This is a genomic window from Leptolyngbya sp. AS-A5, from assembly GCF_039962495.1.
Taxonomy (GTDB): Bacteria; Cyanobacteriota; Cyanobacteriia; order Leptolyngbyales; family Leptolyngbyaceae; genus Leptolyngbya.
On the sequence record NZ_JAMPLL010000008.1, the window covers coordinates 40,528 to 55,301 of the forward strand.

11 protein-coding genes are annotated in these 14,774 nt (G+C 48.1%); 2 read left to right on the forward strand and 9 right to left on the reverse strand.

What is annotated here, in order from left to right:
* Nucleotides 1-312: 312 nt before the first annotated feature.
* Both NC980_RS11945 and rfbB read left to right on the forward strand, forming a co-directional pair.
* Nucleotides 313-3,708: a patatin-like protein gene (locus NC980_RS11945; RefSeq protein WP_190375226.1), complete on the forward strand. Its 3,396-nt coding sequence runs from the start codon at nt 313-315 to the stop codon at nt 3,706-3,708.
* Between the two features lie 667 nt (nt 3,709-4,375).
* Complete coding sequence (gene rfbB, locus NC980_RS11950; RefSeq protein ID WP_190375227.1) at nt 4,376-5,470, forward strand: dTDP-glucose 4,6-dehydratase; 1,095 nt, start codon at nt 4,376-4,378, stop codon at nt 5,468-5,470.
* A gap of 96 nt (nt 5,471-5,566) precedes the next feature.
* Here the strand turns inward: rfbB and NC980_RS11955 are convergent, their stop codons facing one another.
* The 9 genes from NC980_RS11955 to NC980_RS11995 all read right to left on the reverse strand — a co-directional run bounded on the left by NC980_RS11955 (nt 5,567) and on the right by NC980_RS11995 (nt 14,749).
* Nucleotides 5,567-6,595: a pentapeptide repeat-containing protein gene (locus tag NC980_RS11955; RefSeq protein WP_190375228.1), complete on the reverse strand. Its 1,029-nt coding sequence runs from the start codon at nt 6,593-6,595 to the stop codon at nt 5,567-5,569.
* Between the two features lie 246 nt (nt 6,596-6,841).
* On the reverse strand, nt 6,842-8,299 hold the full coding sequence (locus tag NC980_RS11960; RefSeq protein ID WP_190375229.1) for an SLBB domain-containing protein: 1,458 nt from the start codon (nt 8,297-8,299) through the stop codon (nt 6,842-6,844).
* Nucleotides 8,300-8,315: 16 nt separating this feature from the next.
* Nucleotides 8,316-9,398, reverse strand: coding sequence for a glycosyltransferase family 4 protein (locus NC980_RS11965; RefSeq protein ID WP_190375230.1), 1,083 nt, complete (start codon nt 9,396-9,398; stop codon nt 8,316-8,318).
* A 5-nt stretch (nt 9,399-9,403) separates the two neighbouring features.
* Nucleotides 9,404-10,540: a glycosyltransferase gene (locus NC980_RS11970; RefSeq protein ID WP_190375231.1), complete on the reverse strand. Its 1,137-nt coding sequence runs from the start codon at nt 10,538-10,540 to the stop codon at nt 9,404-9,406.
* 110 nt (nt 10,541-10,650) lie between these two features.
* Nucleotides 10,651-11,796: a glycosyltransferase gene (locus tag NC980_RS11975; protein ID WP_190375232.1), complete on the reverse strand. Its 1,146-nt coding sequence runs from the start codon at nt 11,794-11,796 to the stop codon at nt 10,651-10,653.
* A gap of 63 nt (nt 11,797-11,859) precedes the next feature.
* A complete protein-coding gene (locus NC980_RS11980; RefSeq protein WP_190375233.1) occupies nt 11,860-12,057 on the reverse strand; it encodes a DUF2949 domain-containing protein in 198 nt (65 codons plus the stop codon).
* A 476-nt stretch (nt 12,058-12,533) separates the two neighbouring features.
* Nucleotides 12,534-13,067 (reverse strand): DUF192 domain-containing protein, encoded by a 534-nt coding sequence (locus NC980_RS11985; RefSeq protein WP_190375234.1) that lies wholly within the window; start codon nt 13,065-13,067, stop codon nt 12,534-12,536.
* A complete protein-coding gene (gene nblR, locus NC980_RS11990) occupies nt 13,064-13,753 on the reverse strand; it encodes a response regulator transcription factor NblR (protein WP_190375235.1) in 690 nt (229 codons plus the stop codon). The genes NC980_RS11985 and nblR overlap by 4 nt, the downstream gene beginning before the upstream one ends.
* Nucleotides 13,754-13,834: 81 nt before the next feature.
* Nucleotides 13,835-14,749 carry an NAD(+) kinase gene (locus tag NC980_RS11995; RefSeq protein ID WP_190375236.1) on the reverse strand — a complete coding sequence of 305 codons (915 nt, stop codon included), beginning with the start codon at nt 14,747-14,749 and terminating at the stop codon, nt 13,835-13,837.
* Nucleotides 14,750-14,774 lie beyond the last annotated feature (25 nt).

Here is a 14,774-nt window from a genome sequence, read left to right on the forward strand (position 1 = left end):
CTTAAAACCGCTGCAATGAAGCTGTCTGAGTTCTGAGGTATCTTTGCTTGAGTTAGCTCTTAAGCTTAAAGTTGCTGTCTAGCTACACAAAACAGATGCGATAGAGCGTTAGCCATCAAAGGTTAGCATAACAGGATTGTGGAATCGTCGTTCACTAACGTTTGTTCAAATAAAGCGAAGCGTTGCTCGGCGTACTTGCAACGCTAACCCTACTTTGAAACTTAGCAAAAGGCAAGCTCAGCGCTCGGAACAGTCTTTCAAAGATGACAAGTTCATCTGTAATTCTTTTTAACCTAAAACTGTGTAATTCCTATGTCTTCACATCCACCACTTCTAGAAAAGATCGAATTTCAGCAAGAATTTCGTTTGGGTTTAGTCGTCTATGGCGGTGTGTCTCTGGCAATTTATATGAATGGGGTTTGTCGAGAGTTCTACAATGCAGTGCGAGGGCGAGGTATTTATAAGCTGATCAAAGCATTGACCGACTCTGACATTATTGTGGATGTCGTTTCAGGAACATCAGCCGGAGGCATTAATGGCGTACTGTTGAGCTATGCCTTAACCAACAGCGATCGAGACACTGTTGTTGATTTTAAGAATTTTGCTGATATTTGGCGAGAAGATGGAGACATTAGTAAACTTCTACGAAATCTAAAGCAAAAAGACATAGATTCGCTCTTAGATGGTGAAGAATACTATCAAAATCAATTGGAAGCTGCCTTTCAAAAAGCTTTTGAGCAGCCATCTAATGCGGAACCAGGAGAGTGGTTTTCTGAATCTAAAGAACTGGATTTATTTGTTACGGGTACAGATACTTTAGGTAAAGTGTATCAAGCATTCGATAATACGGGCTGCATTATTGAAGTTAAAGATCATCGTGCTGTGTTTCTGCTGAAACATCGCGAGGGACGTAAACACCCCTTTCAACCTTCCCCAGTCACCCATCAAGCCCTTGCTAAGCTCTGCCGAATTACCTCTTGCTTCCCGGTTGCTTTTCCCGTTGTCAGCGTCAAACTGCCTCATCCCTCTAGCACAAAGACAACTAAAACGAAGCAAGCTGATCGGACAACCACTCATACAAGAGCAGAAGAAATACCGGAAATAGATCCAATCGATCAGCGACTTGTGCGCTGGGGGGCATTAGCCGATCGAGCATTACCGCAGGAGAAACCCAAAGATGGGTATCAACTCCACTTTGTAGATGGGGGTGTACTGGATAATCGCCCGTTTAGTTATACGATCGAACAAATTTATCGACGCACTGCCTATCGTCCTGTCAATCGAAAATTATTTTACATTGATCCCAGTCCTGATCAATTCTTGGGAAGTCCTAAGTTTAATCAAATGAGCAAGCCAAACATCTGGGAGGCTGCCTTAGATTCGCTTGTCGGTATGCCGCGTTATGAGAGCATTGCTAATGATTTAAACGAGATTCAAAATCGCAATGAAAAGGTTCGCCGCTACAAATTTTTGCGCGGTACTGCAGAGAGGAGTGCTGAGAGGGCAGAAGAGCAACAAAAGCCCTCAGAGATGCAACCCCGATCGGGCAGCTCAGAATCTACACCAGAACAAGTTTATTTACGCTGTCGATTGGTTGGTCTGCGCGATCGAATTCTGCCGCTCATTCTTAGATCTCAACAAATTGACCGCTCAGACCCCCAGAATGATAGTCCACTCAAACAACAAGAATTACTAAAAAAGACAGCCGAATTTATTACACAGTATAGTGCTAACCCACAAGAGCAAATCAAGCGCGATGATTTCCTGCATGCGCTAAGTGTTGAAATTCGCAACCTTGATGTTGATTATGCTCGAAGAAAGCATTTCTTCCTATTGGAGAAGCTTTGTCAATGGATGGAAGATCCAGCCCATGAAAGAGCGCATGAATTGCTGGTACAGCTAGCCTCTAAAATCAAATCTCAAATGGAACTCCTAATTGTGATTCAAGCAGGGCTGGAGGAGATGCTGTCTTCTACAGCCGTCAGCGATAGGTTTCTCCAAATCATTCGGAATGCTGAAAACCGTGACCAGGCGCGTGAGCCTATCTATGACTATTTGCTGCGACTGCATCGTTTCTTGCTGGATGCTAACTGCCTACCAGAGTTTGATCCAGAGAACGATCAGAGGTTTCTCAACACTTCAGAGATAGATCGCCCTGAACGGCCTCAACTTTCTGCCAAGACTGCATCTAACTTTTTCAAAACTCTTCCGTCTTCTCTTCTCTCTGGAGCGGAAACAGATGATTTGATCTCATCTCGAATCTCCGGCGTACTCGCTCAATTGAGAAAAAGAAGTTGGGAATTGCAAAGCTCTCCGGATAAACTTGATCAAGCTCGCTCTGATTCGATCTGGAGCAGCCAGTACGATTTTGATCAGTGGGAAAATAAAAGTTTAAGCATTCTGTTTTTAGTAGAAGCAGCAACAGAGCAACTGATTCAAGAGAGCAACCTTAAAGAACCTGAACGCAACAAACTATTAAGGTTGTTTCAATGCTTCAGGAATATCGATCAGTCGGTTTATGCTTACGAGTATCTATCAGGGCTGCAAGCGAAGGAACAGCTTGAGATTTTTCGCATTAGTCCAAACGACGCTCAACTCGGTTTTAGTCGTCGTCTACCAGAAAACAAACTGGCTGGAGATCAACTGAAAGCATTCGGCGGCTTCTTCAAAAAAAATTGGCGATCGAATGATATTCTCTGGGGTCGTTTAGATGGCTTAAATCGTCTTGTAGAAGCGACGCTGACGCCAGAGTCTCTCACAGCACCAGATACTCGATCGCGCTTCTCTCATTTTCTGAATCGTCAATGTGACACAGAACAAGCCAGAACCGATTACGTTGATCAATTAGTGGAGGAAACGCTACCGGAGGCAACGCCAATCGAAAAAGAGGAGATTAAGCAAACGCTACAGCAGATGGCTCGCGGTGAAATCTTACAGGATAAGGATGAGACCAATCATCCGCTCACAGATTTCCAGGAAAAGCTTGTTACAGCCGCTCATCGAACAATTCTGAAGTTTGATCTGGGTAGCGTTCTAGAAGATGCTATCAGCGATCAACTTGCCTGGAGTCAACAATCTATTTATTTGGATCAAGCTGTAACTCCGTTTGCAGTCAAGGAATTAGTCAAGGCTTCGCTTGAGGAGATGCTGAATGATCAGGAGAAACTGGAACATTATTTCCGCAATCAATATCAGGTTGGTGCTGAAAAACTAACAGAAAATATTCCACATATTATTCTTGCAGGGACTCTAACACGAGCGGGACTGGTTTTACGAAATATCCTGGAATCGCCTCCCACGGATCGGCATGTGAGAAATAGCTCTATTTTCCAAGTTTTGAATCGATTAATTCAGGCTTTTTACTGGTGGGTGCAAGCGAATGACCCTAAAACATCCTTAATTCCTGTAAGTTTTCGGTCTTTGATAGCCTTTCTTTTACCAATTCTTGCGATCGCGGGTGTAGCATTCTTTGTGAGCCAATTACCCGTACAAGTGCTGGTTCTCGGTGTTACCCTTATTCTTTTGCAATCAATCAATCGCTTTACAGGTAGATTCGGTTTACCTCAATGGGCTTCCTGGCTGCTCATAGTAGTCGCTGTGATTTCGCTGATTGCGCTCCCCTATTTCGCCCCTAACGGCGCGATCGATTGGGCAGCTCCCTTTACCTGGCTGCGCGAAAGGCTCCATCTCCTACAAATGCAGGACTAGCATCTATTGCTTCAGGACAAGCAGCAATCCGATAGGCGTACTGTCCAGCTAAACACAGTGCTCACGTCTTCAAGACGATCGTGAGCACTGTGTTTGCAAGCAAAGATGAATTGAACTCGACCCATACGATTAAAGGTTCTGATCGTGGCAAGTATTTTGCATCATTGCTGTTTGCTGATGGAGTTTCATACCAAATTGATTTTTGAGTGCGACAGATCTTGGAAGCCCCCTAAATCCCCCACGCGTGGGGGACTTCAAGCCAAATCTGTTTCGGATTCTCAAAGTCCCCCAGTATGGGGGATTTAGGGGGCGAAGGATCTGTCGCATCAACAAATTGATTCGGTATCAGTCCCGTTGCTGGGATTAAAAGGAATGGGCGATCGTTATGAACTGCGCTAGTTCAACTAGCTTGTGCTGGGCTTTGTCTGAGCGCTACTTATACTTTCTAAACGAGGTTCATCTATCCCCGTTGAAATCGACATCTTCAGTAATTAAATTTTATTCGGGTAGACTGGTCTTACTCAATTGCAAGACCCTCTTACTGAGTGAAGAAAACCGAAGTTACGGGGAATGTCCTCACCAAAACTTGGCTTCTAAAGTACGTAATTCCGTATTGAGATCGGGCACTTAACTTCGCCTGCGATTCATTTCATAACTTACTCATCGTATGCAAACTTTAGTGACTGGTGGGATGGGCTTTATCGGCTCAAACTACATTTTGAAAGCGCGGCACCAACATTGGAGCAGCATTGTCAACCTGGACAAGTTGACCTATGCAAGTAACCCTCAAACCTTATCGACCCTATCAGAAGATTCGGGCTACAAATTCTATCAAGGTGACATTGGGGATGCCGAACTTGTCAATCAACTGCTGGAGCAGCATCAACCCGATGCCATTCTCAACTTCGCGGCAGAAAGCCATGTGGATCGATCGATTTCCAGCCCAGATGATTTTATTACCACAAACATTGTAGGAACCTTCAAACTCTTAGAGGCAGCTAGAGACTATTGGCAGCGTCTTTCCGCAGACAAACAAGAAAAATTTCGCTTCCTGCACGTCTCAACTGATGAAGTGTATGGATCACTTGGTCTAGATGATTTGCCATTCTGTGAGGACAGCCCCTATGCTCCCAACAGTCCTTATGCCGCCTCAAAAGCCAGTTCAGATCATTTAGTCCGGGCATTTCACCATACCTACGGACTGCCAACACTCACGACAAACTGTTCTAATAACTATGGTTCTCGGCAGTTTCCTGAAAAGCTGATTCCACTAATGATTCTGAACACGCTAGAGGGTCAAGCGCTCCCCATTTATGGAGATGGTCAAAATATTCGAGATTGGATTTATGTGGAAGATCATTGCGATGCACTCCAACTCGTTCTCCAAAAAGGAAAAGTGGGTGAAACCTACAACATTGGGGGAAATAGCGAACGCAGAAACATTACGGTCGTTGAGCAAATTTGTGCAATTCTTCAAGAGCTAGTTCCTAAACCGGATTTTCATTACACCTCGCTGATTACGTTTGTGAAAGATCGACCGGGGCACGATCGACGATACGCTATTAATAGCAGCAAGATTCTGGCTGAACTCGGTTGGCAACCGCAGGAAAGTTTTGAAAGCGGATTACGCAAAACGATTCACTGGTATTTAGAGAACCCAGACTGGATTAAGCAAGTGCGCTCTGGCTCCTACTTGTCCTGGATCAAACAGCACTACGGCACCCCTTTTTCAGCAGATTCAGTGCCTCCGTCACGCTCTTGAACATGAAAGGAATTATTTTGGCAGGTGGTTGACGCTGATTGGATCAGTTCATTAACCCTAAAGTTCTACAAACTATAGCCTGGAGCTTCTGCAACGCTAGGAAGACTGCACTCCGTGAACCTTACCGTTGGGCATGATTGCACCTTGAAGATTTGCTCCGGTGAGTTTTACCATCACCCGATCTTCAAACCCAACTTTTGCTCCGCGCAAATCTGCCCCGCGTAAATCTGCTCCACTCAAATCTGCACCAATCAAATTCGCCTCGCGCAAATCTGCTCCGCACAGGTTTGCTTCTAGCAAATTCGCCCGAAACAAATTCGCTTTCTCCAATTTTGCCCCTTCAAGATTGACCTTGTGCATAAACGTATCGCTCAAGTCGGCATGAGACAAATTGGCGCGGCTGAGGTTATAGCCAGAGAGGTCTTTCTCCTTCAAGTTCTGTCCGCTCAAGTCCTTTCCGGTCATATCTAGCGTTTGAGGACGTGCCGGAGATTTCGGTGGGTGGTGATACTCTGCGCGGTAATGCGACTGACGATAGTAGTTTTGCGTACTGTCCGGTGACTTAGGCGGTTCAGCTTTTCGATTCGGATCAGTCGATCGTGTCTGATCCGAGCGACCATTCGCGGAATAGTTCGGACGAGGATAAGGTTGGTAGGTTTGGTGACCCGGACGGGGATTGGTATGCCCGTTTGACGAGTGCCCATTGGACGAATGCCCGTTTGAGTGACCATTCGCTGAATGTCCGTTCGTCGAGTGACCCTGGGAATGTCCATTGGTCGAATGCCCCTGAGCCTGTCCGGTTTGTCGCCCGTTCGTTTGAGCGTTCGTCGAGTGCGTCGGTGGGCGGTAATAGTAGGACTGGTAGTAGGTTTGCGATGCGGGTTTTGGCTGTGCCGCAGTGGGCTTCGCAGCCGTCCCGTTTTTCAGATGCGATCGCAACATATCCCGCGCATGGTTTAGCTCTTTGATTTTCGCTTCTGCTTTTTGAACCAAACGCGGATTATCCTTGGGGACGCGATCCGGATGCCAAATAAACACAAGATCTTTGTAAGCTTGGTTCACTTCTTCAAGCGAGGCTCCAAGCTCTAATCCTAATAATTGATAGTAGCGTTCTAGCTCGCCCATCTACTTCACCATCCTACGCGATCGACCAAGTACGACTGTGATTACTCACTCATTCATTCTCCTGGAATGAAGTAGAAAGTTTGCTTTGATTCAGTCTACTGGTTTCTTTGGCTTTCTGCCTCAGAATAAAGAGTGATTTAATCTCCTTAACTGAACGATTGGCTTTACAAATCAACAGAATAAGGGAACAAGGCTCCTTCTATGGTAGTCAAGCCTCGTTCCCTTTGGATCAAACTGGGTTGAAATTTAACGGAAAATCCCAAAAATTCCAAGCGCTGGACTCAAGACTTGACCCAAGCCTTCGGTAAAGGTTTGGAATCCGGTCTTGCGAACCACGATCGTATCGCCTGCTTGCAGCGGTGGATTCTTCGCTTGGTCAATGCCTCGTGAAAAATCAATATCAACGCTGCGGCGATCGACCGCTCCATTCGGCTGAAGTCGGATGAACTCAACGCGATCTCGCTTCGCACCTCGCGCAAATCCACCTGCTGCAAGTAACGCCTGGTTCATTGTCGTATAGGGCGCAACTTGAACGGCACCGGGTCGCTCGACCTGCCCCACAACGTTAACGGTAATCAGTTCAGGCGAAATGACTCCGCGACCCATAATTGCGGCATCTTCTGGCGTAACTGCCACCGTTGCCATGGGCACGATCACGCGATCGCCTTCTTGGAGAATGAGGTCTTGTTTGGCATCGCCTTCACGCAGCAGGTTCATCAAATTGACTTTGAGCACTTGCTCAGTTCCATCTGAGACAGTGCGGCGCACCTGAATATCGCGAATATTTGCCCGTTGCGTAATGCCGCCTGCTTGCTGGAGCGCTCTGGTTACTGTCGGAGCTTGGAGTCGCTGCCGCGTCGTTGCGGGCTGTCCGGGCGTGACGGTTGCACCCGCATCGGAGACGGCGATCGTTTCACCCCGGACGGTTTGCGGCCCTGGGCGGTTCACCTCACCTGCGATAATCACGCTAATCGGGCGATCGAAGCTTGCGCCTAAACTTGAATTTGCCAAGTCGCTTGAAGCCGCGAAATTTAACGCGGTCGCAGCGGGAACGATCACGGTATCGCCATCTCGCAACTGCACATCTTGCGACAAATCGCCTGATCGCAGCAGCTTGCCCAAGTCCACATTAAACGTCTGCATCCCGCTTTCTCCCGGACGGCGACGAGTCACCTGAACTTGCTTGAGATTTGCGGATTGCTTGATGCCGCCTGCCATTTGTATCATGCGACTCAAGGTAGGAATGCCCGTGTCGTTTAGGGTGGTCGTGTAGGTTCCAGGGCGCGAGACTTCGCCAGAAACGGCAACTTGAATCGGGCGGGCGGCGAGGAGGCTAATGGTAATGACTGGGCGGGTGAGATACTCACTGTAGCGTTTTGCGACAGTCGCAGAGGCTTGGCGCAGCGTCAGTCCTTGCACGGACACGCTCCCGGCAAGCGGGAAGTTAACCGAGCCGTCTGCCATGACTTGATATTCGCCGCTGTATTCTGGTACACCAAAGATGTCAACCCGGAGGCGATCGCCTGAGCCGAGCAAGTAGCCTTCATCGACCCGCACGGCAGCAGGAGCCGATTGAGCCTGACTGCCTGAACTTTGAGCCAGGGCAGGAGTCGCTTGCGCCAGAGGCATCGCTGTCAATCCAAGTAGTGTCACCATCATCAGCGGATTAGGCTGAACCTTTCTAACTGCTGAATTCAAATCCATAAATCTTTTAAGTCTCCTAAGCACAAACAGTCCGAGTCATTTCTGCGATCGCAGCCTGGTACACTTCTAGCGTTTCTTGATGCACTCGTTCCACTCGCAGCCAGTCGAGATTCGTCTGGGCGCGGTGTTTCCAAGATTCGAGGTCTTTGCGACATCGAAGCAGCCCTAAGAGTGCTTGGGAGAGCGCTTTCACGTCTCCGGATCGAACGAGTTGACCTGCGTTTCCACCCTCTAGGACTTCGGGAATCCCGTCCACGTTGCTTGCTACGATCGCACATCCCGCTTCTCGCGCCTCAGAGAGTGCCAGTCCAAACGGTTCTTGACGCGAGGCAAGCACGAAGATATCGGTCGAGAGCAAGTAGCGTTGTGGCTCAGTTTGAAATCCTTCAAAGTGAATCCGCCCTGAGTGAGCGCTTTGCTGAGCTTGCCGCTCAAACGCTGCCCGATGAGGTCCGTTTCCTACTAAATATAGATGGGCGGTTGGAGATTCGTCAGCTACCTGCACAAAGGCTTCAAGTAAGTCGCGAATTCCTTTACGGGGATAGAGTCCAGCGACGGTCGTAATCGCAGGATGCTGAAGCGATAAGGGTTTGACGTGATCGAGGGGTGGGCGGCGCGGGCTTCCGATCGTGCCGTTGGCGACGATGTGGAGCTTCTGTAAGGGAATGCCGCGATGTTGCATTGATCGTGCAACCGATCTACTGACGGCAATCACTCGATCGGCGATCCCCATCAAAGAGGCGTGGAATTGCCATTCGTTATGCACGGTCGAAACCAAGACGTAATCGGAGTTTCCGCGTAATGTCTTTGCGGAAATCACGCCCCTCACCATATGGGCATGTACTACATCGGGTAAAAAAATCTGCGTAATTTCTCGGAAGGTGCGAGCAAATTTAATAACATCCAGAGGCGATCGAGGAATTTTGAGCGTGAAATGCCGGATTCGATATTGCTTCATCAAAGATTCATATTCCCCACCGCTGGATATGATCGCAACTTCCAATCCCGCCTGTGCTTGCCAACAGGCAAGATCGATCGCGGCGTTCACGATGCCGTTACCGACATCCTGAGCGTGATTGAGAACATGAAGAATTCGCATCTTAGCTATAGCAAGCGTTCTATAAGTGCCACATACTGATCGACGATGCGATCGCGCTCGAATAATTGCGATCGACGTTTTAACGCAGCACGATCGGCTGGAGTCTCTAACAGGGTTAGAATTGCGGTAGTCATGGCGGCTGCGTCACCGACTGGACTTAGCCTACCGTATTTTCCGTAATCTAGAATTTCAGCAGGACCACTAGGGCAATCTGTAGACACAACAGGGACACCACAAGCTAAAGCTTCTGCAACCACATTGCCAAATCCCTCAAACCGCGATGACAGCGCAAATATTGCTGCTCTTGATAAGTAGGCATAGGGATTCTCTGTAAATCCAGGTAGCGCCACCTCTGCGTCGAGTCCAAGGGTGTGAATCAAAGCTTCTAGCGACGATCGCTTTTCCCCTTCGCCTAAAATCATCAATCGAGCTGGTCGCTGTTCTCGCACTTTCGCAAACGCTGCAATCAGAGTCGGGAAATCTTTTTGGCTAACCAATCGCCCAATTCCTAAGATCACGGGTGGCTCTCCGAGCTGAAACCAGGGGTGCTCTAGCGGTTCTTCGCTCTTTTGAAACACTTCTTCAGTGATTACAGGATTGTAAATCACCTGAATCTGCTCTAACGGGAGGTGTGTCAACTCTGCCACGTCTTTCGCGGTTCCCCAGGAAGCGGCAACGATCGCATCGCATTTGGGATAAAGCCATTGCACCATGCGCGATCGCAGTTTGCCGAAGGTTTGTCTTTGATCATTTCTAAACTGTTCTGATAGATACGTTTGAACGCACATTACAAGGCGAGTCGAAACATTTGCACCCAATCGCGCCCAATACGCCGAACTCAGGATGTCTAAAGCTGAAAATAGAATGGCAGGTTGTGCCTGTTGGAGATAGCGACGGAGGGCGATCGTTTTAGACAAAATTACAGGAAATCTTGCCTTCAAATCGACTAGCTGAACATCAGGCGGAACGCGATCGAGATAAGCGCCTTTTGCCTCTGCCACAATTAAATCGACTCGCCAACCCCGCTCCGCTAGTCCGACAGCAAGGTACAACATGGCGCGTTCGGCTCCTCCTCCCGCCAAAGCGGGCAGAAAGACGCTGATCAGTGGTTTAGCAGTGACCAAAAGCGGGCGAACAGCCATATTTTTGAACGAAGATATAATTTTAGAGTGAGGTAATTCCAAAGAAAATTCGTCCTTCTGTAGTTTGGAATACAAGATAGAGCTGGTGAAATTTAGCTACCTCGATCGAGCTACTTCATTGGAGAGAGCCTATTTTGCAAATGCTGGTGAATTTGAGCATTAGTCTGGGCAAGTTGGAAATTCTGACAAGCCTGCTGTTGAGCGAAAGCAGTGATTTTAGCAGCTTCGGTTGGGAATTTACCGCAGTATTCGATCGCTCCTGCTAGGGCTTTTGCATCCCCAGATTGAGTCAGCCATCCTGTTACACCCGGATCGATTAGCTCTACTGCCGCACCAGACGCGGCTGCGATCGTCGGTCTACCGCAGAGCATCGACTCCACAATCACCCGCCCGAAAGGTTCAGCTGCGATCGAGGTATGCGCTACGACATCACACAGTTTCATCAGTGGAATCACATCCTCGCGAAACCCCAAAAACTTCACGCGATCGCGCAGTCCTAGCTGCTGAACCTGCTGCTGTAGCTGCTGAACATAGGCTTGCTCTCCGAACAGTGCATCTCCAACAAAGACTGCACTAACGGTTTCGTCACAATATTGCAATGCTTCGATGAGAACGTGCTGTCCTTTCCAGGGCGATAGGCGGCTGAAGTGACCCACGATAAATCGTCCTGTCAAGCCGAGCGACGATCGCAACTCATTTGTCTCTACTTCAACTGCGTAGGCTTCCGGCTCAAATCCGTTGTAAACCACTTCGACTAACGCTGGATTGCCGCCTGCTTCAATAAATGCGGCTCGACTTGCCTTGGAATTTGCAATCACCAATCTGGCTTGATTTGCCATCCATACCGCGATGCGTCGATTGGCGCGGCTGAAGTGAGCGGGCGAAAGAATGTCATGTAAATGATAAATCAAGGGTCGGCGAGACAACGTACTCGCAATCGCGCCCACGACTAACGCTTTCTGTGTATTGGCGTAGATTGCATCGTATTCACGACTCAAGCCTGCAACGCGGTGGATTAACGGAAGCAATTGACCCAGACTCAATAAGCCCGCGATCGCTCCGCTCGACTTGCGAACCGCGATCGCTTTTTCAGCTAAAACCTGGACTGGAATTTTTCGTTGTTCTAATCGCTGCCGAAAGTCCCCATCTTCAAATAGACCGACTAGGCAGGAGTTCTGGTAAGCAGTTGCAATATCAAGCAAGCAGAGTTCTGCACCACCAGATTTGCCCGTCTGGTCTAGAAATAGAAGTTTCACTCCACCAACCCTCAAGCTTTAACGATCAGACCATTAGGGGAAGTTCTTTGATCGTAGAAGAATTTAGCGATCTGAGGATTCTAACCAGCTATAGATTCTGTCAAGCTGTTCTATTGTAACTAATCCATACTGCCAGAGAATCATCGGCAAGGGGCCAGGGTTCTGTTCTCGATATCGTAATGCGAGGGCGATCGAAGACGTTGAAAGTGAAAGCTCTTCCTGGAGAAAGCGAATAAATTTAGAGTGAGTAGCAGACAACATTCGGATAGCACCTCTGGAGCAATAAGGATTAGATTTTGCCCAATAATGGGCAAGTTAGATGAGAGTGAGCTTTATAGCCTACGTTTACCTGCTATAAAGCTAAAACTTGTTGTAACGAAACGAGTAGAGAATGTAAGTCAAAGGATACAAGTCGTTTGAATCCACTCTGGTATCGGGCGAGGAGCGCAACAGCTAGGCTAATTCACAATCCGTTCACTCTGTTATCAAAGCTTGTAGCTTAATGATTGCACCTAGCTACGAGACCCCAAGTGTAAAGATTGACTTTTTAAGCCGTCTCTATCTAGGGAGTGATTGTGTCGTGTCATAGAACTTCAGAACTATTGTTTTAATGCAACATTTTATGACAAATGTTGATAAACACAGAGTGTAAGCGATGATACAAGTATATGGGAATTTTTTCCGAAAAAGTTAAGAATTAGAAGCTGAGTCTATTTCCTGAAAAATTATTATTTGTATTATTTGATTGTCTGAATCGTGATGCGATCGCCTGCTTTTAGGTTAAGTTCTGCGGCTCTACCTGCTCTCAGTTCGATTACTTGATCAATTTCTTCGGTGGGAGAACCGTAAGTTGGGCAGGGATTTGCTTGGCAAGGTGGCACGTTTGCAGAGATCGATCGAATAATTCCGTTCCGTAAAAACAGCATGTCTAGAGGAATCAGCGTGTTCTTCATCCAAAACTGGGTGGGACGGGGTGGATTGAACGGAAAGAGCATTCCCCGATCGTCTGCCAAGCTTGTACGATACATCAAGCCTGTTGCTTGCTCGTCTGGAGTTCTTGCCACTTCTAACTTGATTACTTGATCTGCAACTTTAAAGGATGCTGAAAGCGGCAGAATTTGACCCATTGATGAGTTGGAAACTATGGGGGCTGTGGGAGAAGGTGCAGGTTTTTCCCCAGTTACGATTCCATCAGGTACCGACGGTATCGTAGAGCAACTGACTAATAGCAATCCCAAACTCGCGCAGATCATTTGATGCGTTGATTTCATGACTCTCTTAAAACGTAGCCAACACCGCGTACCGTTTGAATCAGGCGCTTTTCGCCCTCGTCTTCGATCTTTAAGCGGAGGTATCGAATATAGACTTCAATCACATTCGATTCCCCAACAAAATCATATCCCCAGACATTCTCTAGAATTTGCTCTCGTGTCAGCACCTCGCGGGGATGCTCCATCAGGTATTTGAGCAATTCAAACTCCTTCATCGTGAGATCGATCGCTCGACCATTGCGAAACGCCTGACGAGTTGCCAAATCTAGCACCAAGTCCCCAAACCGCAATTGTTCAGAAACCGAAATGTCTGGCTTGAGATACAACCGGACAAGCTTGAGAAATTCCTCACTGCGGTAAGGCTTGAGGAAATAATCATCCGCTCCTGCTTCGATACAGGCAACTCGATCGTCCACCGTATCCCGCGCCATCAGGAGTAACACTGGGGTTCGAGCTCCGGTCGTGCGAAGATCGTGGCAGAACGTCAGACCGGAATCTCCATCTAATAGCCGATCTACTACGATGAGAGCCGGATGTTTCTCGATCACTTGTCGCAATCCAGCACGGGCATCATGGACAACGATCGTGTCATATCCCGATTCTTGCAAATCAACGCTGACGTGATGGGCTAATGCTGGATCAGTTTCGACAATCAGGACACAGGGGGGAGCATCTGCAAGACTCATACTCGACTCGCTTACAATTCACGCCGCCATTTTAACCATAGACGCAGTAATCTGCGAAAGTGCCTCAATTACACAAAGTTGTCAGCATTGTCCAGACGAAGGTTTAGCGACATGCGGTAAGCCCCAGCCTAACTTCTCTCTGAGAACATGAAAAAATTCGGGTGGACGTAATCGAACAAATCGAGCCGGATACGGCGCTTTTTGCACACAGACTCGATCGTTTGGCAAGACATAGCAGCCCGCATTGCCATCAGCCGTCAACACTAACCGATTCGGATTAGCGGGGTAAATCGTGACAGGTTCGCTATTGGTAAACACCAGCGCTCGTGAGGCTAATGAGTGCGGACAAATGGGCACTAAAATCATCACCGGAACCCCCGGAACAATCACAGGGCCACCTGCGGATAAAGAATAGGCAGTTGAACCTGTCGGAGTCGAGACGATAATTCCATCCGCAGCAATATCGACACGGGTATGCCGTCCGACCTCAATCTCAAAATGACACATGCTGGTGAGTGGTTCTCGATAGAGCACCATTTCGTTGAGGCAGAGCGCCTCCCACAGCATGACATCCTCGCGAACAATCTGCACCCGCAGCATTGTGCGTTCTTCGATCTCGTACTCATCTGCCAAGATGGCTTCGATCGCATTTGGCAATTGGTCGAGGAGGATTTCAGTCAAGAAGCCCAAATGACCCGTATTTACGGCGAGCAAAGGAATATGACAAGGGGCAACCTGTCGGAATGCAGAAAGAACGGTGCCATCGCCGCCAAGCACGATCGCAAATTTCATCTCTGCATCAAACCCTGGTGGAACTAATCGATCGATCGGCGTATGGCAGATCGGACTTTCCGGCGAGGCATAGCCTAAAATGCCACCCGCACCGGGTGCAAGTGCCACTTCCCAGCCCAGCGAAATCAGCTTGTCTTTGAGTTGCGTAGCAACCTGACAAGCAATTTCTTTGCCATCGTTGTAGATAATGCCAGCTTTCGGCACAAGCAAAAACCTATCCTAAACAATC